Source organism: Protofrankia sp. Cj3 (assembly GCF_917627355.1).
Taxonomy (GTDB): domain Bacteria; phylum Actinomycetota; class Actinomycetes; order Frankiales; family Frankiaceae; genus Protofrankia.
The window spans coordinates 1-18,322 of sequence record NZ_CAKJTR010000103.1; the positions used below are offsets into that span (position 1 = coordinate 1).

The 18,322-nt window shown below is 66.0% G+C and carries 17 protein-coding genes and 3 pseudogenes; 10 read left to right on the plus strand and 10 right to left on the minus strand.

Annotated elements, in window-relative coordinates:
* Positions 1–1,156, minus strand: a 1,156-nt coding sequence (locus tag MJ783_RS14720; RefSeq protein ID WP_239311009.1) for a toll/interleukin-1 receptor domain-containing protein, incomplete at its 3' end; no start/stop codon positions are given.
* Positions 1,157–1,206: 50 nt separating this feature from the next.
* On the opposite strand from MJ783_RS14720, the gene MJ783_RS14725 reads away from it, so the two are divergent.
* The 4 genes from MJ783_RS14725 to MJ783_RS14740 all read left to right on the plus strand — a co-directional run bounded on the left by MJ783_RS14725 (position 1,207) and on the right by MJ783_RS14740 (position 3,228).
* The gene (locus MJ783_RS14725; RefSeq protein WP_239311023.1) at positions 1,207–1,578 is read left to right on the plus strand and encodes a hypothetical protein; all 372 of its coding nucleotides are present in this window, start codon (positions 1,207–1,209) and stop codon (positions 1,576–1,578) included.
* Positions 1,579–1,580: 2 nt separating this feature from the next.
* Positions 1,581–2,246, plus strand: a complete 666-nt coding sequence (locus MJ783_RS14730) for a hypothetical protein (protein ID WP_239311010.1) — start codon at positions 1,581–1,583, stop codon at positions 2,244–2,246.
* A 112-nt stretch (positions 2,247–2,358) separates the two neighbouring features.
* Positions 2,359–2,532 (plus strand): hypothetical protein, encoded by a 174-nt coding sequence (locus MJ783_RS14735; RefSeq protein ID WP_239311011.1) that lies wholly within the window; start codon positions 2,359–2,361, stop codon positions 2,530–2,532.
* A gap of 18 nt (positions 2,533–2,550) precedes the next feature.
* Positions 2,551–3,228, plus strand: coding sequence for a hypothetical protein (locus MJ783_RS14740; protein ID WP_239311012.1), 678 nt, complete (start codon positions 2,551–2,553; stop codon positions 3,226–3,228).
* Positions 3,229–3,319: 91 nt separating this feature from the next.
* Here MJ783_RS14740 and MJ783_RS14745 read toward each other — a convergent pair whose 3' ends face one another.
* Positions 3,320–3,652: a hypothetical protein gene (locus MJ783_RS14745; RefSeq protein ID WP_239311013.1), complete on the minus strand. Its 333-nt coding sequence runs from the start codon at positions 3,650–3,652 to the stop codon at positions 3,320–3,322.
* 145 nt (positions 3,653–3,797) lie between these two features.
* Between MJ783_RS14745 and MJ783_RS14750 the strand changes: the two genes are divergently transcribed.
* The 3 genes from MJ783_RS14750 to MJ783_RS14760 all read left to right on the plus strand — a co-directional run bounded on the left by MJ783_RS14750 (position 3,798) and on the right by MJ783_RS14760 (position 7,683).
* Positions 3,798–4,271, plus strand: coding sequence for a hypothetical protein (locus MJ783_RS14750; RefSeq protein ID WP_239311014.1), 474 nt, complete (start codon positions 3,798–3,800; stop codon positions 4,269–4,271).
* Between the two features lie 1,853 nt (positions 4,272–6,124).
* Positions 6,125–6,889: a M48 family metallopeptidase gene (locus tag MJ783_RS14755; protein ID WP_239311015.1), complete on the plus strand. Its 765-nt coding sequence runs from the start codon at positions 6,125–6,127 to the stop codon at positions 6,887–6,889.
* 134 nt (positions 6,890–7,023) lie between these two features.
* Complete coding sequence (locus tag MJ783_RS14760; RefSeq protein ID WP_239311016.1) at positions 7,024–7,683, plus strand: hypothetical protein; 660 nt, start codon at positions 7,024–7,026, stop codon at positions 7,681–7,683.
* Between the two features lie 448 nt (positions 7,684–8,131).
* Here the strand turns inward: MJ783_RS14760 and MJ783_RS14765 are convergent, their stop codons facing one another.
* The 3 genes and pseudogenes from MJ783_RS14765 to MJ783_RS23710 all read right to left on the minus strand — a co-directional run.
* Positions 8,132–8,287 carry a hypothetical protein gene (locus tag MJ783_RS14765; RefSeq protein ID WP_239311017.1) on the minus strand — a complete coding sequence of 52 codons (156 nt, stop codon included), beginning with the start codon at positions 8,285–8,287 and terminating at the stop codon, positions 8,132–8,134.
* 215 nt (positions 8,288–8,502) lie between these two features.
* Positions 8,503–8,850: a C40 family peptidase gene (locus tag MJ783_RS14770; RefSeq protein WP_305039497.1), complete on the minus strand. Its 348-nt coding sequence runs from the start codon at positions 8,848–8,850 to the stop codon at positions 8,503–8,505.
* Between the two features lie 480 nt (positions 8,851–9,330).
* Positions 9,331–9,483: pseudogene (locus MJ783_RS23710) on the minus strand (hydrolase Nlp/P60); the annotation flags it as partial.
* A 315-nt stretch (positions 9,484–9,798) separates the two neighbouring features.
* Between MJ783_RS23710 and MJ783_RS14775 the strand changes: the two are divergent.
* Both MJ783_RS14775 and MJ783_RS14780 read left to right on the plus strand, forming a co-directional pair.
* Positions 9,799–10,008 carry a hypothetical protein gene (locus MJ783_RS14775; protein WP_239311022.1) on the plus strand — a complete coding sequence of 70 codons (210 nt, stop codon included), beginning with the start codon at positions 9,799–9,801 and terminating at the stop codon, positions 10,006–10,008.
* Positions 10,009–10,339: 331 nt separating this feature from the next.
* A complete protein-coding gene (locus MJ783_RS14780; protein WP_239311018.1) occupies positions 10,340–11,518 on the plus strand; it encodes a TIR domain-containing protein in 1,179 nt (392 codons plus the stop codon).
* 201 nt (positions 11,519–11,719) lie between these two features.
* Here MJ783_RS14780 and MJ783_RS14785 read toward each other — a convergent pair.
* The 4 genes and pseudogenes from MJ783_RS14785 to MJ783_RS14800 all read right to left on the minus strand — a co-directional run.
* Positions 11,720–11,993, minus strand: a pseudogene (locus MJ783_RS14785) (C40 family peptidase); the annotation flags it as partial.
* Between the two features lie 144 nt (positions 11,994–12,137).
* Positions 12,138–13,097, minus strand: a complete 960-nt coding sequence (locus MJ783_RS14790) for an NlpC/P60 family protein (RefSeq protein WP_239311019.1) — start codon at positions 13,095–13,097, stop codon at positions 12,138–12,140.
* 196 nt (positions 13,098–13,293) lie between these two features.
* Complete coding sequence (locus MJ783_RS14795; RefSeq protein WP_239311020.1) at positions 13,294–15,717, minus strand: site-specific integrase; 2,424 nt, start codon at positions 15,715–15,717, stop codon at positions 13,294–13,296.
* Positions 15,714–16,757: a site-specific integrase gene (locus MJ783_RS14800; protein ID WP_239311021.1), complete on the minus strand. Its 1,044-nt coding sequence runs from the start codon at positions 16,755–16,757 to the stop codon at positions 15,714–15,716. Before MJ783_RS14800 ends, MJ783_RS14795 begins: the two co-directional genes overlap by 4 nt.
* A 49-nt stretch (positions 16,758–16,806) precedes the next feature.
* Between MJ783_RS14800 and MJ783_RS23715 the strand changes: the two genes are divergently transcribed.
* Entirely contained in the window at positions 16,807–18,024 is a 1,218-nt protein-coding gene (locus MJ783_RS23715) for a tyrosine-type recombinase/integrase (RefSeq protein ID WP_370651634.1), read from the plus strand.
* A 16-nt stretch (positions 18,025–18,040) separates the two neighbouring features.
* On the opposite strand, the pseudogene MJ783_RS23720 reads toward MJ783_RS23715, so the two are convergent.
* Positions 18,041–18,319: pseudogene (locus MJ783_RS23720) on the minus strand (group II intron maturase-specific domain-containing protein); the annotation flags it as partial.
* Positions 18,320–18,322: the final 3 nt, after the last annotated feature.

Consider the following 18,322-nt stretch of genomic DNA (forward strand, 5'->3'; position numbering starts at 1 on the left):
GGCGAGCCGGACCGCTGATCACCAGCGGCAACATCCGGGTAGCCAACGGAGCCAGCAGGAACGGCTGGTCCACCGGCAGGCCGGTGTCAGCAGCGAGGGTGACCAACCGGTCCAGGTACTCCGACCTCACCGTTGCCACAATCCGAACCCGTCCGCCAGCCGCATCCACCAGCAGGGGGGCGAACCCGCGGCGGCTGTCGTCGGTGGAGTGGGTGAGCAGTTCCTCAGCCTGATCGATGACCAGCAGCAGACTACGAGCCTGCGCTGCTGCGAGCAGGTCTGTCACTAGCCGGGTGATCCCCCCGGGCCGGGCGATAGCTTCGCCGATCTCGCTGGCGCTCCACCCCAGGCCCCGGCGCTGGGCCTCGGCTGCTAGCAGCCGAACGAGCTCACGACTCGGGTCAGCCGCGGGAGCGGCAGCCGGTACCAGCGGGCCCAGCACCAGCCAATTGTCATCAGCAGCCAGCAGCGGCACCAGCCCAGCACGCACCAACGACGACTTACCGCAGCCGGACGGGCCGACCACCGGCAGCAGCCCACCACCTTGCCGCGCCGCGGCCCGCAGCCGTTCTGCGAGCTGACGCGTCTCTGCCGCGCGCCCAAAGAACATGCGGGCCTGCGCGGCGGTGAACGCCGCCAACCCCGGATACACCACCGACGTGTCGCCCGGCTGGGCGTCGTCGGGACTGTCGATCCGACGCAGCGCCTCCACCAGTCGCCGCCGCGCCGTATCGCCGCCATCCGAATCCAGGACTACCCGTTGGATGATCTCCGGTGGAATCAGCGGGCTGACAGTGTCGCCGGTAGTCGGCACCGGCAGCACCCGCAGACCGGTCGCCAACGCCGCCCCGATCTCAGCTGAGCACCACTCCGACCGTCGAAACGCATCCGACACCACCGCCAGCAGCGCATCCGCCCGGAACAATTCGTCGAAGAGCCGCCGCACCCACGCTTCGCCTACCGCGATCCCGTCACGAAGATCCTCAGCGAGGAACACGCTGTGGCCTGCGTGCCGCAACCAGCCCGCAACTGTCCCCGCCACAGCAAGATCCTGTGTGGCATGGCTCACAAATACATGCGCCATCGCGTCGTGCTCTCGCCCCCGTGCCGGCACAACCGGCGACCAGCCGGTCATGCGGATGATAGCGCTGGCCACACCGACGCCCATCCACCCGTCGAGGTACCGCAAGATTTCAGTTACTCGGCGTGTCGAAGCGAGGAAACCTCGCTCGCCTGGTGGTGGCGGGCGGGGCTCTTGACGCGCAAGCAGGTGCGATTTGGCGTTTTGACGCCGCCCAGGAGAATGTGCGCGGTCGAGCGGACCTGGAGTTGAATCTGCCTGCCGGGGCCCACTCGCACTCGCTGCGCCGTGACGTCGCCGTCGAGGCGACCCGCAGCTCGTTCGACGGCGCCCTCGACGCTGTCGAACGCTTCACCGGTCAGAAGGTCGGGCAAGCGCCAAGCCGCCGAGCCGACCCGTTTCGCGGCCCGCCATTGCCCAAGCCGGCGAGCAGCGGACCCGGAGGCTCGCCGACCAGGACGACGAACGTGAAGCCACCTCGCGCGAACGCGCGCTGAGGGTGAACGCCGGTGACGCCCTCAAGGCCGGCCACACCGAGATCCTCACCCAGCGCACCCGCATCGGCGCACTCCTCGGCCAGGTCCGCGACTTGGAAGCCGACTGGACCGAGGAGGCCATCGGGCGGATCACCACCGAGAACACCACCCTCATACAGCGCGTGCGCACCCTCATCGCCGACAACCGCACACTCGACGAACGGCTCAAGGCCGCCCGCGGCAACCTGCGGTTCCACGACAAACGCATCGCCGACCTCGAAACGCGACTCACCCCCGCAATAGGAAACTGGTCTGTCAAACGCGATCTGACGAGCCGCTGCCGGTCCTCGGCGACGCGTCCCGATAGTCGATCGACCTGGAAGATCAGGACAGTCTCGGAGGCATCACCGGCGGCGGCAACACGCCAACTTTCTGGGGAATATCCGACCCGGCTCCTCGGCCACGTAGCCGCATACCTGCGGGTCGACGCCGTCCACGCCTCCGCCCTCGGGGACACCACCGCCCTCGGGCTGTTCACCCACCTCGGTTGGACCGTCTCCCCGCGGGCACAAGCCGTCATCACCACCGCCGAGGACGCCGAAGCGGCTGGCATGACCTGGACCGACGCCGTCATCCAGGCCAGGACCACCCCACGCGATCATCTTCGTCGCGAACCCTGGGACCGCTGAGCCGCCCCCGACGCACTCGCGCCGCGCGACACCAACGGCTCTGCGGGCAGCGGCCCAACACCCGTGAACCGGCGGAGACCGTCTCTCCTTCACCGCAGAAAGGGTTCCCGTCATGGACCACAAGAATGACGACCTGCGGATCGGCAGCGTCGTCGACGTTCCCCTCGACGACGGGGCGATCTGGCGGTTCGGCTGGATCGTCGAGATCGACGGTGACCAGCTCGTCGTCGACCTCGGCCGGGACGGCCACGTCACCACAACCCTCGACAAGATCAGGAGACTGTAACGGACGATCACCTACAGGGTGGCAGTCTGTGACGGCACGACCCTATGTCGTGCTGAACGTCCGGGCGCGATCAGACTGGTGTGCGAGGCCATCCGGGACGCCCTACCGGCTCCCGGACCGGCCTTCCGCTGCGACCCCGCCCTGGTAGAGGACATCGCCATGAACTTCGAGTCCCACGTCCTTGTCGACATGGTCGTCAAGCAGGTCCAGGACGCTATCCAGAAAGGAGACCAGCCCGCGATCGCAATCCTGGAAGGAGAACCGTCGCACACGTTGAGCAACTCGGCGTACCTGCGCGACCCCACCCGCGCGGCCGAGTTCGAGCGGCAGGTCGCCGAGGAAGCGAACTGCATCGACCTCGAACGCCTCATCCTGGCCGTCCCGCAGATCAGCAGGCCCGTCGTGATCGACGGTGACGATGTTGTCCGGCTGCGTTCCCCCTACACCGGCGGGCCGGTGCTGGAGGACGACGGCGAGATGCATGTGATCCTGTGGGTGCTCTACGACGAGGAGGAGGGCCTCGACTCCGGGATGGTTCCCTTCCGGCGCAAGCGCGACTGCACGCCCGTCTTCGACGCGTTCGACGGCTCGGACTACATCTTCTCGATCCCCCTGAACTTCGGGGGCGGACCCGGCCTCATCCTGCTGCGGGAACTGCTCGACGAGAACCTGCAACGACGACGCACCCGCCCCTGACCCACCCCACCGGGGACGTGGCCGGGTCAGCGCGGGCTGACGTGGTTCAACCAGCGCACCAGCGGGGCGGCGCCGTCCCGGGCCAGGTCGATCACCATCGCGGTCTCCCGCAACGCACGGGCGACCGGCACCCGGCCACCGCGACCGGGCCGGGATGCCGGCTCGCGAGGTATGGAAAGTCGCCGTCGCTCGTCACCAGCAGCAACGGCTCCTCGTCGCTGCGGTAGGCACCCGCGAGCGCGAGGTCCGCGCGCTGCCAGCCCTCGGCGGCCACCAGCCGGCACCGCGCCGGCCAGCACACCGCCGCCAACCGCCCGGCCGCGCCCGCGGCCGTCACCGCACACCCGTAGCCGCCGACGATCCCCATCGTCACCGTCATCCACCGGGCCGCGAGATTGTCCGCGTCCGCCAGGACCTGCACCACAACCCCAGGACCATAGCCAGCGGGTGGCGACACGGGACGTGCACGGCCGCATACCGTGGACAAGCCCACAAGGCGGCTACACCCTCAACCGCCGTTCCACCGCCACGGAATCTGGAACGGTATTCCTGGACCGTTGGAGGCTGCGATGAACGACGCCACCTGGAGCCTGGTGACCGACGTCGTGGACCGTGTCCAGCAGTCCATCCGGATGACCGACTACCCGGCGATCGTCATCCTCGACGGGGACCGCCGCCAGATCCTGTCCGACTACGACCACGGCGAGAACGCCCGGACCGACTTCGAGACCCGTGCCGCCGAGTTCGCCCGCACCCTGCACGCCCGCCGGTTCACCTTCGCCGTCCCGCAGATCATCGAGATGCTGCCCGGCACTCTGCAAGCCCACGCGTATTCCGTCCGGCCGCTGCGCGACGGCGAGCAGGAATGCGTCGTCTGGACCGCCTACGACGCCGACGACGGCGTCGACTACGGCTGGGCCCCCTACACCCGCCGGCCAGACGGCCAGCCGATCTTCGACGAACCCCGGACGTTCGACCTCCCGGCCCACCCGACCGACGGCTTCCCCGGCGTCCGCCTGCTACGCCTCCTCACAGCCGAGTAGGCCAACACCCGCTGGGCTTGTTCGCGGGGCCTGGCCCACCGGACATTCCCGGCCGCCGGCCTTGGCCAGCGCAACCTGACCGGCCGGACCGGCACGAAGACCTGGCTGAGATGGCCAAGTACGTGCCCAATCAGCCGGTCGTGGCACGAGCACGCGCGAGAGCCCTGTGGACGTGCAGCGGGTTACGGAGAACAACTCCTCCAGCTCGCGGATGGTGTGCTCGCCGGCGCGTGAGCACAGTAGGCACCGTGTGCTACGACAACGGCAACGATCTTATCATCGGTATGGCGGCGGTCATCGACGACCTCGTCCCCAGTCCTGACCTGACCCGCGTTCCTGCCTTCGAGTAGGCAGTACACGACCTCGGTCTGCTTCTCGGTTTCGGTGCGCAGCGACCCGAACGGAACACCGGGGAAGGCCCGGACGTCCTGTGGTCACTTGGTAACCTGGCGTACCTGGTCATCGAATGCAAGAACGGCTCTACCTCCGATTGGGTCTGGAAGGGGGAAGCCGAGCAGTTGTCACACTCTGCGACTGGCTTCGCGGAGAAGTACGACCAGACCTGCAAGCGAACGCCGGTCCTCGTCCACCCCATCGCCTCGCTGCACAGCCGAGCCTTGAGAGTAGGGCACCCGGTCAACATCGGTTAAGCGTCGCGTTCCGACGAACACTGCTGTCACCTACCCAACGGCCGCCGTCGGGCTGTTCCAGACGATCCCAAATTCCGTCTGTGGTGCTCATATAGCAAGAGATAGTGATTGCGTTGCCCGGTGCGAGATGGTCCACGACCGGGGCGCTAGTTGATGGGCCAGCCCGGACGTTCGCGCCATAGGGGACACTAGCGGGAGTGCCATGATTCGCCGAGATCAGACTGATCAGGACCCCGACGCCAACGCCAATCAGGACCGCCGCCACGACGGCGACTACTATACGCCGCGATCTATGCGACCGGTGCGCATCACGGTCGGTTTCGGGGACCGAGGGATCCTCAACCAAACCGTCGTCTTCGGAACCTGGGGGAGTTGGAGCCAACGCCTGACCACAAACTCGGCAGAAAAACGTGTCGTCACGGTTCGTTGATCCACACTTGGGACAGATCACCTTCGGTTATGCCCCTTCACTAGCTCAAGCAGACGCGAAGGTCTAAAGAGTCAGACGTCAATGACCAGCAGCATCATTCAACGAGCAAGTGTGCTCGGTTCAGAAGACTTGACAAAGGGATTTTATAATGGCACTTAGGGGATAATTAGGACCTCCGTCGGTTGAAGCACCACTTCCTAAAGATAACTTCCGCTGAGCACCCAAGTTTAAACGACAAGTTTGTCAGCACCGATTTTGTACCTAGTACGGCAGTGACAGTGGCCGGCTGGTGGTCTTCTGGTGTCGGTCGGTCGGTCGGTCGGTGCGGCGCGTTGCGGGGCAGTCACGACGCGGTTCTCGAATGCCTATCTCACCTGCCCACGGCGAGATCCTGTCCCTCTTCGCCGTCGCCGACGAGGTTGCTCGGCATTCGAGCTCTTCCAACAGTGATCCAATTGCGCCCCGGCACGGCACGGCGCGCACCCGCCATTACCACTTCCGGCGTCGTGCCGGGTCCAGCTGGCTCCCGGCGCGCAGGATCGAGCCAACGCGATGATCACTGTCGCTGCCGTACTAGCTAAGCGATATCCTCATAAAGTGAGAGATTGGAGCTGACGACCCTCTCCTTGACAGGTTCTCGCCAGCGGGGATGATGGCGAGTTGGGGTGCTCCGTTTCGCTTGTTGGATGAAGCCTACGCGGAGATGCTCAATACGTTCGTAGTCGCTCGCCGTGACCCCGAATCTGTAGGACTCTCGCAGGAGTAGACGATCAATGGTTTCCCAGATGGACTCGAATCAGATTTTGCTGCAAGCGAAATCGAGGGTCGGCGATGGCGATCTGAGAGGCGCGGAAGAGCTCTTCATGCGGTTGTCGTCGGTAACCAGTCTTGCAGGCGAGGTAGCGTACGGGCTCGGCATTGTACGCTTCCGCGAGGGAAATGGTGTCCAAGCCGGACAACTTTTTGAAAAGGCATTGCAAATAGGACAAAATCGTGACAATTCAGCCTATTTTCTTGGCGAAATAGCCCTTCAAGGGGGAAGTCAAGATAGAGCAATCGCATGGTTTGGAAGAGCTCTCAGTTTCAATCCACGGCACGCTGCAGCGCTTCAACATATCATCAATCTATCTTCTACGGCAAGATTGCTTGACGAAGGAAATGGGGGTACTGCCGACAGAAATACTTCGGCGCGCACAAATCCCTCTATGGGCGATAAGCCGCCACGGATTCCGCTTTACCGCGATACGGTAATCGGCATCGCCGATCAGGTGCGGCTGGCGGCGGTTCCATTCAGAGGCAAAGCTGCCGGATCGCAATCGCTAACGTTTCGAGTGCGAGTGCACGACCGGTCGGGAAATGTGGGTCCTGTACGCGCGATCGAACTGCGCGGCAATGAGATTCGCGGAGCGGTCGAGAATGGCGACTGGGTTGAGCTGATCGATCCGCCAAGAGGAGGCGCCGGGAGGGTCAAAAGAGTCTTTAATCTAACGACCAACGAAGAAGTTCGATCAAAAATGTTCATTCTCACGGCGCGCTAGCTATGTCCGTCTGGGGCGGCATCGAGAGATACTTACTTGAAGAGGTAGCGATCAAGCCAGAGGTTACTAACCGTCTCAAAGAATTCTGAAGGCGGTCCCGTCGAGACAGGTTGCTCTATAGAGGACTGGTGTTGATGACTAGCGGCAATGCTAAATCTACGGAAGAGGCGAGCGCCGGTCAAGCTCTTTGGGAGGCCGTAGAGCATGTGACCGAAGGCCTTATGCGCGATATTGCCGGCATTGATCATAAGCTCGCCCAGCAGCCGGAAGCCATAGCCGGCCTTGTGGCCACCGGCGCGCACGCCCTAGCTGCGATATCTAATGCGGCGCAGGGAAAGTGGGAGGCTACTGCAGACCACGCCAACGATATGGCTGACGCGGCGTTGAACTGCGTCACAAGAGGATATCTAGGTCAGTTTGAAGCAACAATTGATGCGGCTGCGGCAACCCACAGAATGTTGGGAGAGGAAGCTCCGACTTCATCCGAACTCAGGCATCAAATCGCTCATAAGATAGGTGAGTCGCTCGCGGACCGTATCTATTTTGCGACGCACCCCGATGCGGTGCCTGGTTCTGGCCAAGGACCAGTCCATCACAGCCGCTCGGCGCCGTCGCCGAGATCTGAAGAGCGAGGGTCGCCGGCCAAATCGCATTCAGCCACATCACCTCGATATTCCGACCTGACCGGAGTTGCATCGTACGCACCCGACCCGGCCACCGGCGGACTCGGTGACGCCATCGGCGACCCGGCCACCGGCGGACTCGACTATGATCCTGGCGTCCATGGAACGTGAGCGGGGCGGTCGAAGCGATCATGTGCATGGCCGCGCGGCGTCTAGCCCGAAGGGCAAGGTCGCCGCAAGTCAGGATACCTTCGGCACCTTCACAAATTGAAGCGCTTGACCAGGACCCTCATCGGTCCACGGCTCGTTTGACCGGGCAGCCTCATAGCCGAGATGGTCGGCCAGCTCCACCGCCAAGCCGCGTTCTAGCACCGCCCGCGCCAGCTCCGGCAGTAACCTGCCGTCACCGTTCAACCGCAGCCCTTCGGCGCGTCCACCCGGCCCAGCAACGCGTCCAACCACGGACTCTACGGCCAGTCTTCTGGGCTGACATCGCAGGCCCCTGCCCCGTCGGCTTCACCGCCGCCGCGTCCGGCAGCCTGTCATCGCCTGTCACCGACATCGCAAACCTCCCCAAGCGCCGGCGCCTACCGCCGACGCCTCACGGCGGGGTTGGCGTCTATGCGGCGGCGACGTCCTCGGCGAGGTCGTCGCGCTGCGGCCCCTCGGGAGCGATCTCCACGGTGATGGTGCCACCGATCGCGAGGGCATGGCAGTCGCGCAGCCATGCCGACCCCAGGGCGAACCCGCGTTGGCTGCCGCGTGTCTCGATCACGGCGCGGATGCGCATCCGCCGTTGATGGTGCCGGTGATGCGATGACGTGGCTTCGCAGACTATACCTGGTCGGGATCGAACGGCACTGCCACGAAGGCCCGGCCGCGCCCGTGGGCAGCGAGGGTGGTGGTGAACCGCTGTGGCTGCACCGGCTGATCGTTCCATCAGGTCACGGATGGAGCGGCGGTGGTGCTCGCTGTGGGCGCCACATCCGCTCAACCGACGTCTGGCGCCGTGGCGCCGATGTAGATGTCTGACCCCCATCTGGCACCCACCGTCGCCGGGAACGGCTCCACGCGGACGACAGCGCCTTCGTCGGGAGCGACGACCATCATTGCCTGGTCTCCCTGCCGACCGAGGTAGACCCCAACGTGGGTGATGTTGTTCGGAGCGGTCCCGAGGAATACCAGGTTCCCTGTCTCCAGCGGCGCCCCGGCCGGCAGCTTAGGGCCGGCGTCGTACTGGGCCTGGGCAGTGCGCGGTAGCTGGATGTCGGCTGCCGCGTAGGCGGCCTGGGCCAGGCCGGAGCAGTCGAAGCCGGGATCGCCGTTCCCGCCCCACACGTAGGGCTTGCCAATCTGCGCACAGGCAAAACCGACCGCGGCCAGGCCGGCGCTACTACCGATTTGATCGATTCCGGACTGAAGCGTTGACTGAGATGCGGGGCACGCTACTGAAGCGTTCGGGTTCGGTTCAGAGTATTGGGCTGCCTGGTTGAGGACGTCGGTGACGTACCAGTCGGCATGGTTGTAGGCGAAGATCGCTCCCGGGAGGTCGTGTCCGTCGCGGGCGCCGTTATCGCAGAGCTCGAATGCGGCGGCGTAGATAGCGTCGTGCGGGTCATACCCAGGGGTGCGCGACCGATCGCAATCGGTAACGAGTGGTGGCTCAAAGTCACCACGAGGGGCCCGCTACCGGACTACCGCTGACGCCCATAGTGCTTGTGCTTCAGGGATTTTTGGATTGTCAGGGGTGCCTGACCGTGGCCGAACGTGTAGTTGGATCAACCCGGAGTGCTACCTTCGCGCAGCCCTGGGGTCATACCGCGACGGCGGAGTGGCGCCGCCGGGTGGGAGCGGATGGCGGGCGATCACAGCGGCAAACGTTGGTTCGAGGAATTGCATACTGCCGCCTGCCCCGAACGGGTTTTCGCCGTGTTGGACGCCGCGCAGCTGGGATCGGCCGTGATCGCTCTCTTCTCCGGACTAAAACGTTGATCGATCACGGACTCGTCGTTCAGCGGGGCCTGCGGGCCATGACCACCTCGGTGTCGCCTGGCCAGCCCCAGAAGATCCCTTCGGCGGAACGGTTCGCGAGCAGCGCCTGCACCAGGCCGACGAAGTCTTCCAGACGATCACCATAGAGGTGTGGCGCCGAGAACGAGAGGGACAAGTACCCGGGCGAATGTCCGGCTGGACGGGGTCGCGCGGGTCGCGGGTGAACTGCGCCTTCCGGTGCGCGCTCGGGCGGAGCGGGTTGCCTGCCCGCGCTGCGGGACGGTGTCGGCGAGGGTGCACGGCCGGTATCGGCGGCGGCTGGTTGACGTCGCGCTCGGCGGGGCGGGGGTCGTGGTCGAGCTGGTCGTCCGCCGGTTCCGCTGTTCGACGCCTGGATCGCCGCCGTCGAGGCCGACAACCAGCCCGACCTCCACCGCTTCACCCACGGCCTGCGCCGCGACTACGACGCCGTCCGCGCCCGGCCCGCAGGCCCCAGGTGCGTAGGGAAGGCCTCGGCGTCACTGTCGACCAGGTCAAGGTGGTTCTCGCCCGGCTGGCCGCCCGCCGACGGCGGAGGGTTCCGGCTGCCGCTTCCACTGGTCCCGATGCTGACGCCTCCGGCGGACTAACCGGTCGCCGCCGAACGCACGCGGCTACCATCGGCGACCGTGCGTGATCGAGCGCACGCTGGTCGCGGGCCTGGCTGTCCGGCTCCGTACTGGAGGCCGTCACACCCCGGCCGGCTGACCGGGCCGTAGGCACGATGGGCCCTGCGCGTGTGGAACGGGTCGCGAGACCCGAACGGCCCCCGGGTAACCTCCTCCTGGGCGTGAGTATGGAGGTCGACGGGGTGACGGGGGCCGTAGCTACGCAATGGGACTTCTTCATCTCCTACACCGCTACGGATATCGAATGGGCGGAATGGATCGCCTGGCAGCTTGAGTCCGTTGGCTATCGGGTTCTGTTCCAGGCCTGGGACTTCGTGGCCGGCTCCCATTGGACTCGCCAGATGCAGGAAGGCATCCTCAGCTCCGAACGGACCATCGCGGTGCTGTCCCATGGTTATCTCGACTCCGTGTACGGGAACGAAGAATGGCAGGCGGCCTACCGGGCGGACCCGAACGGCTTCCGACGCAAGCTGGTCCCCATACGCGTGGAGGATTGCGAGCGCGCTGGGTTGCTTGGTAGCGTCGTCTCCTTCGACCTGTACGATCACTCGGAAGAGGGTGCCCGGCAGTATCTGCTCCAACAGATCAAGTCGACGCGTGATGGCCGCGCGAAACCCAGTCAGGCGCCGATCTTTCCTCAACGCGCCGACCTACTGGTCGGTACGACACGCGAGCCGAATCCTGCCCGGCAGCGGCTGTCGCATCCGCCAGGCTTCCCGGGCTCGGCGCAGTTCCAAGTACACCCTTTAGACCAAGAACACGCGCTGCGGATACCCGTATCTGGGGCTAGAAGCGCCGATCATCTCACCTGTTCTGGCGCCCCTGAGCTCCCCGATTCTGCGTCGCTCCCACGGCCCGCCCCGTCGTCGAGGACCCGTGACGACGCGCAGTGGCCCGCTCCGGCTGCCGGATGGCCCATCACGGCCGGATCCAAGGCGCCTTGGACATCCGGAAATGAGGACCCGGCCAGTGTCTCGCAGCCGACCATGGCAAGCGATTTCGCATTTAGTTTCCTTCGCACCGTCGCTCGAATAATCGATCTATTTTTGAGCTTGATCTATACAATCATCATGATTTATCCGGTCGCCTTGCTGCTCTATCCCTTCGCTTTGCTTGTCCAGGACCCCAACAACGGCGCTTTCTCGACCATCGGAGCAGCAATTGCCGGCATCCTCGGGATCACTCTCCCCGAACTTCTGATGACCCGCTTTTTCGGAGCGACTCCCGGGAAGTTCCTCATGGGCCTTCGTGTCGTTTCTTGCGACCCTCAGCGAAAGCTGACTGTAGGCGTCATACTGATGCGGATGCTGATTCACGACCGGTCGCGGAGCGCAATGGTGATTTAACGAGACGTCGTACCTTAGCTTGTCGTTTAAGTTGTCTGCCTCTCAGTAAGGCACGGTGGAGCGGGCCACCCGAACCGAAGCCCACGAAATCACGCGCCAAGACGACCAGGCTGCCGGCTACGCTCATGTCAGTTCGCGATCCTGCGCGCGCCCGCGTAGTCCGGAAATGTTCGAAAGTCATGGATCATGACCGACGAAATCCGGTGCGTCGATCATGGCCGTTCCGCCGAGCGAGATCCCGACGTGATGGATGTCCTGCGGGGAACCGAAAGAACACCAGGTCACCAGTCTGCAACGGAGTCCCCGCCGGGAGCAAAGGCCCAGCGTTGTACTGGGTCTGGGCGGTGCGCGGGATCTGGATGCCGGCCGCTGCGTAGGCGGCGTGAGTCAGGCCGGAGCAGTCGAACCCGGGGTCGCCGTTGCCGCCCCACACATACGGCTTGCCGACCTGCGCGCACGCGAACTCGACGGCCGTGGTCAACGCGCACCACCGTGGCGCCTAGTGCCGTGAGGATCCGTCGCTGTTCCTGCTCGAACGTGGCCGGGCCAGGCCGCGGAGTAGTCGACGATTGTGATCGTGCGGTGTTCGATGCCGCCGATGAGTTCTGCCATGGCCCGCTTACCCCGCATCCGGTCTGCTGGCTCCGAGGTAGGTCAGGGAGCCCCATCGAGCTCCGACCGTAGTCGGGAAGGATTCGATGCGGACCTCGGCTCCCTCATGAGGAGCATCAACCATGATCGATTGCGTTTCGTCAGGACCGAGGTAGAGCCCAACATGGGACACGTCGCGGATACCGGAACCGAAGAACACTAGGTCACCGGCTTGGAGCGGCGCTCCTGCCGGTACCAGCAGACCGGCGTCGTACTGGCTTTGCGCGGTGCGTGGGATCTGGATGCCGGCGGTCGCGTACGCAGCCTGGGTCAAGCCTGAGCAGTCGAATCCGGGCTGGCCGTTTCCTCCCCAAATGTACGGCTTGCCGATCTGTCCGCAGGCGAAGGTGGCCGCTGTCAACGCCGCACTACTGAGATCATCTGCTCCATATTGGATTGTCGATTGAATTGGGGAGCATGCTGCTGAGCTGTTCATGTTCGGTTGAGAGTACTGGGCTGCCTGGTTGAGGACGTCGGTGACGTACCAGTCGGCATGGTTGTAGGCGAAGATCGCTCCCGGGAGGTCGCGGCCGTCGCGGGCGCCGTTGTCGCAGAGTTCGAACGCGGCGGCGTAAATGGCGTCGTGCGGGTCGTACCGCGATGGCGGGGTGGTGCCGCCGGGTGGGAGCGGATGGCGGGCGATCACGGCGGCGAAGGTTGGTCCGAGGAATTGCATACTACCGGCTGCCCCGGCCGGGTTTTCGCCGTGCTGGACGCCGGGGAGTCGGGATCGGCCGTGGTCACTTTCGATTTTTCCGATGGCGGCGAGGATGCTCCAGTCCAGGCCGGGGCAGACGGTGGCGGCCTGTTGGTAGAGGGTGAGGTAGTCGGTGGGGATGTCGTCGAGGGCTGCTTGGCTGGGGCTGCTGCCGCTGGTGCAGCCGAGGAACCAGCCGACGACGGGCGGGCACAGGACCTGTTCGGCCATCTGCCCGGCGGCGGCGCCGATGATGACAATGAGCAGGATGACAGCGGCGACAGAAGCGGCGATGTACTTGGTCGTAGCGGATCACCTCTGGGAATCTGCGCGGCTGGCGGTGTAGGAATGGGGTCGCAGGTGAGGTGCAGGAGACACGCTGGCGTTAAGCATCCAATCATTTATGACGGTGCCTGCTGATGGGTCGTTAACAGCGAGTTGGTGGGCTGGGGTCGGGAATGGTCGGCATGCCGAGGTCGGTCAGGTTCGTCGTGACGCGGTCTCCGCCACGGGTGCGGTCGAGACTGGCGAGTTTCTCCTGTGCCTTGGTGAGGCTGGCTTGAAGGCCCTGGATTTCGCCGAGCCAGCCGTTCGCCCGCGCTTCGGCGATCCGGTCTGTCAGGTTGCGAATGATGCCCACGAGACGGGGGCGTTGTCGGGGAGAGACCCGTAGCATCGGGCAGCGTATGCACGCGTGTTCATGCTGACAGCCGGTGCCGTAGGGTCGGCCACAGTCGCCGAGTTCAAGTTTGCGTTCGTAGAAGTGCTGCTGGAACTCGCGCCACTCGTCGTCGGTCGGTTCGCGGTATTCTTCGGCGGGTCGGACGGCTCGGCGGGCGTCCAGGAAGGCACGGTAGGAGCGGACCAGATCATCTTGGAAGACGGCGAGATATGCCTCGGTCGTGGTGATGGAAGCGTGGCCCAACAGGCGTGCGGCGATGTGCACGGGAAGCCCGTTGCTGACGGCCTCGGTCGTGAACATTCTGCGAAAGTCGTGCGCGGTGAACCGCAGCGGCTGACCGGTTGGGTCGGTGAGTCCGGCCCGCGCGGCGGTGTCGTTGATGAGCCGGTAGACCGTCTTGTTGCTCAGCACGTCGCGCCGCTGCCGGACGTGTCGTTGGAACAGGTGGGGCAGCGGGGGGCCGGTGACGTGCTCGGCCGGGTCGTAACGGGCGATCATCGGCACGGTGCCGGCGTTGTCGTTGCGCAGCCTCGTGATGACGGTCGCCAGGACGCTGGCGAGTTCGGGGCTGACGAGTAGGAGTCGTTCCTCGTTGCTCTTGGACGGGACGATCTGGAGCAGCGGGACGGTCTCGCCGGTGTCGGGAAGCTGGTAGGACACGAGTGCCAGATGGGTGATCTCCAGCATTTCCTCGATGCGGCAGCCGGTGTGGCGCAGGGTTTCGATGACGACCCACGCCCAGAAGGCGTCGTCCTCGTCCCGGGTCACGTCGCGCTGGACGCCGCTCGCGGCGTCTTCGACCAGAATCATCGACGTCCGGTACCGCGGCCGTTGGCGTGCCCGGTCCTCGTCGTGCCCGATGCGCCGGTAGCGAGTGCCTGCGTGCTCGAAGCACTGCCCGACGTCGGCTGTTTGCGCGGCGGCCAGCAGGCTGCCCTGCTCGGCGCGGTGGCGTTCCGCGGCGTCGACGAGGTCGGGAAGGCGGGGCAGCCGTTCACGTACCCGCTGGTGCATGCGGGCTTGGACGGTCTTCTTCTCCTTGGCGAAGCCACCCAGGTCGGCCTGGCGAATCGGGCTGGGCACCGCCCATGGCACCCAGCTGGGGTCTTCGAGCGCCCATTGGGCGATGTCGAGGTAGAAGGCGCGGACGGAGAGCAGTACGCCCAGCCGGTTGCGGCGCGGCACCGGCTTGCCGTTTCTGGTGATGACAGCGACCCGCTGTTTCCATGCCTCGGCGACGTCTGCTGGCAGGTGGAGGCTGTCGATGCCCGGGTGGTGGCGTTCGAGGTCGGCCCAGAACAGCCCGGCGAGGTGGCCTGCCAGGTGTTGCAGGGAGGCGTAGTCCAGGCTGGGCCGGCGTTCGTCGAGGTAGCGCACCAGCACGTCGCGGACGGGAGCGCAGCGGATGCCGTACCGGTCGATCAGCTGGGTGTTCGGCAGCTGCCCCTGGCCCACGGCACGGTGCAGCGGCAGGTCGGCGGGCAGGACGCCGACGTCGCGGAGCAGGCCCCAGGCGGTATGCAGCCCGGCCGGGGCCGAGCCGCGTCGTGCCAGCGCCCATGCCCGGTAGTCGAGCAGGTCCGCAGGGGTGAAGTCGTCGAGCTGGTGGCCGATGTGTAGCAGGATCTTGACGAGGCAGCCCTCGGCGGAGCTCTGCTGGTAGGCGCTGTGACCGGCGGCGCGGCCGGCCTGCCGGACACGGTCGAACAGCTCGGGGCTGAACATGTCTTTGGCGTGGCGGAACAGGGCGTTCGTCTGGTAGCCGTGGAGGAACTCGTAGCTGGGCAGGACGACGCGTCGCAGCAGCAGGCAGTGCAGCCCATCGGTGACCACATGCCGGCCGACTGGCCGAAGATCTCCGCCGCCGGCGGCGACGGTGCTGATCCAGCCAGGGCCGTCGTCCGCTCCCGACGCCAGCCACCGCTGCTGCCAGCCGTCGCCGGGATGGGCAGCCAGCCAGCCGAGAATCCGTCGTGCCCCGCGCAGCCGGGAGCCGTTGAGATCTGCCCGGCTGCCCGTCCAGAACGGGAGCGACGGCAGCGAGGCGATCAGCTCCTCGGCATCCAGCCCATCGCACGGCGCCGTCTGCCGCGTCTGGCCCGGTGCCAGGTCGGACGTCACCTCGCCGTGGGCCGCGGTCCTGGGACGTGCGCCGGTCACGGCCCTCATTGCGTCACCCCGCCCAGAAGCACGGACAGATCAGCGGTGTCGTAGCCGCCCGCGACCGGCCGCGGACCCTCAGCGCGGCGGTGTTCGCGTGCGGCCAGATACTGCCCGACCCGCCGGACCACGGTCTTCTCGTCCTCGGCGAGATAGACGTCGGCGGTCGTGCTCAGGTGCGCGTGACCGAGGATCACCTGCACGTCCCGCAACGACAGGTTCTCGTCGCGGGCCATCCGCAGCGCACAGGTATGACGCAGGTCGTGGGTCGAGTAGTTGGTCCCCAGCACCGCGTTGACGCGCCGGAACACCGCCCGCAATGTCTCATAGGTCATCGGCTGGCGGCGCATGCCGTCGCCGAGGTCACGGCGGCGCAGCGTCCACCAGATCGGCTCGCCCGGGTCCAGCTCGCCGATCTCGGCGAGGTACAGCCGGATCCAGACGAACGCCTCAGGGCTGGCCGGCAGCCACTGCTCGGCACCGGTCCCCTTCCGGGTCACCCGCACCGTCTGATCGCCCCAGTCCAGGTCCACGCCCCGCAGCCCCAGCAGCTCACTGGCTCGAACAGCATTGCTCACCGCGAGCGCGAGGATGCCCCGGTCCCGGTTCGAGCGCAGCGCACCGAACAGCTCCTTCCACTGCCCGTCGGGTATCTCCCGTGGCCGGCGTTTGGGCAGCTTCGGGTTGTAACGAGCCCGACCCGTCGAGCGCAGCGGCTCCAGCGGACTGCGATGCTGGTTCGGCCTGCCGCTCTTCCCGCGTTCCACCGACACCGGATTGACCAGCGGACCGGCGCCGAGTTCGATCCAGAACTCGTAGAAGCTGCGTAGCACGGCATTGCTGTGCCGAATCGTCCGGGCCTCGTAGCTGTCACCGAGATACCGCTTGCGGGTAACCGGATTGACCGTGCCAGCCGTCGCCGCCGACCGCGTCCGCGCCGAGTTCCGCAGCTTCTCGGCCTGCTGCAACCACAGCACGAAATCCCGGACCTCAGCCGACGTCGCCTTATCCCATTCCACATCGACGACCTGGAGACCTGTTGACTGCACCAAGTCCTACTGGTGATCGGGTGATCCTGATCGTGATCGAGGAGTTGGTGTGGTCGAGGACGCGCGTCGCGCCCTGCGGGAGGGGCGTTGCTCGGTGCCGGCCGTCGGGTCGGTGGTCGCCGGGCCGGCAGCCGACCTCCCGTTCGTCGTGGCCGACAGCGACGGGCAGGCGGTCGAGCCGGTCAGCGCCTACCTGCGGGACCTCATGTTGGGAGATGCCAGCCCGCTGACCTGCCGCAGCTATGCGTTCGACCTGTTGCGCTGGCACCGCCTACTGTGGATGTTGGAAACGCCGTGGGAGAAGGCGACCGAAGCCGAGGTCGCGGTCCTGGTGGGCTGGCTGCGCCAGGCGCCCAACCCGCAGCACCGCCGCCGACGAGCCGATGCGTCCCCGCCGGGGTCGGTGAATCTGAAGACCGGGAAGCCGTCGCTGCGCGCCGGCTACGCCCCCAGGACGATCAACCACGCGCTCGCCGTGATCGGCGGTTTCTACTCCTTTCATGCCCGTTTCGGGGCCGGCCCGGTGCTCAACCCCATCCCGGTCTCGGCCGAGCGCAGGCGGGCGCTGGCGCACCGCTCCCCGCTGGAGCCGGTGCCGGTGTTCCGCCGGGCACGGCTGCGGCAGAAAGTCCCGGTGCAGGCCCCGCGCGCGATCCCCGACCACCGGTGGGAGGAACTGTTCGCGGCGATGGGCTGCGACCGCGACCGCGCACTGCTGGAGTTCTACGTCTCCTCCGGGGCCCGGGCCGGCGAGCTGCTCGGGGTCGGCCTGGACGACGTCGACTGGGCGGGCCAACGCATCTATGTGATCAGCAAGGGGACCCGGGTGCGGCAGGCGGTACCGGCGTCCCCGGACGCCTTCCGCTACCTGGGCGCCTACCTGGCCGCAGACGGGCTCCCGGCGGTGGGCCAGCCGGTATGGCGCACCCGGCGTGGCGAGTCGAGGCCGCTGACCTACTGGGCGATGCGCCGTATCCTGCAGCGGGCCAACGACAAGCTGGGCACCAACTGGACCTTGTTGAGTCGGCCCGGGGCGCGGTGCCGGGATTGCTCCCGGCCCGTTTCCCCGAGCCGCTCGCCGAACCCGCCGTGCCGATCACTCGGCAACGGGCTCTCCACGGTTTCTGCCGTCAGGCGTGGTTGGGGGAAGGCCACGGGGACGGGATCTTGGCGCCCCGGTAGGAGTACCGGGAGACCGTCACTCCTTGGAGCCGGAAGTACTCGACCCCACCAGCCGCGATCACCCACCGCCCGGAAGCGGTCTTGAGGTGGCGGCGTAGCTGTCCCCAGTTCCAGCGGTGGCGGGCCCGGAGCATGTGGACGAGTCTCCACCAGGTGAAGGTGTCCAGTTTGCTGAAGGTCCACTTCGCCACCGCGTGGCGGAAGTAGTAGGCCCATCCGCGCATGAGCTGCCGGAGCTTGACCAGCACGGATCTGAGCTCCCACTGCGATGTCCTGTGCGTCAGGGCACGGATCTTCGCCTTCAGCGCCCGGACGGAGCTGGGCGCGACGAAGGTGTAGACGTACCACTTGTTCGTGCCCCTCTTGCGTTTCCACCGGATGCG

Bases quoted from the DNA above. Each gene is read 5' to 3' on its own strand.
- MJ783_RS14760 (WP_239311016.1), top strand. From the start codon at position 7,024: ATGACTAGCGGCAATGCTAAATCTACGGAAGAGGCGAGCGCCGGTCAA.
- MJ783_RS14790 (WP_239311019.1), bottom strand. From the start codon at position 13,097: ATGGCCGAACAGGTCCTGTGCCCGCCCGTCGTCGGCTGGTTCCTCGGC.
- MJ783_RS14795 (WP_239311020.1), bottom strand. From the start codon at position 15,717: ATGAGGGCCGTGACCGGCGCACGTCCCAGGACCGCGGCCCACGGCGAG.
- MJ783_RS14755 (WP_239311015.1), top strand. From the start codon at position 6,125: ATGGTTTCCCAGATGGACTCGAATCAGATTTTGCTGCAAGCGAAATCG.
- MJ783_RS14735 (WP_239311011.1), top strand. From the start codon at position 2,359: ATGGACCACAAGAATGACGACCTGCGGATCGGCAGCGTCGTCGACGTT.
- MJ783_RS14780 (WP_239311018.1), top strand. From the start codon at position 10,340: ATGGAGGTCGACGGGGTGACGGGGGCCGTAGCTACGCAATGGGACTTC.
- MJ783_RS14750 (WP_239311014.1), top strand. From the start codon at position 3,798: ATGAACGACGCCACCTGGAGCCTGGTGACCGACGTCGTGGACCGTGTC.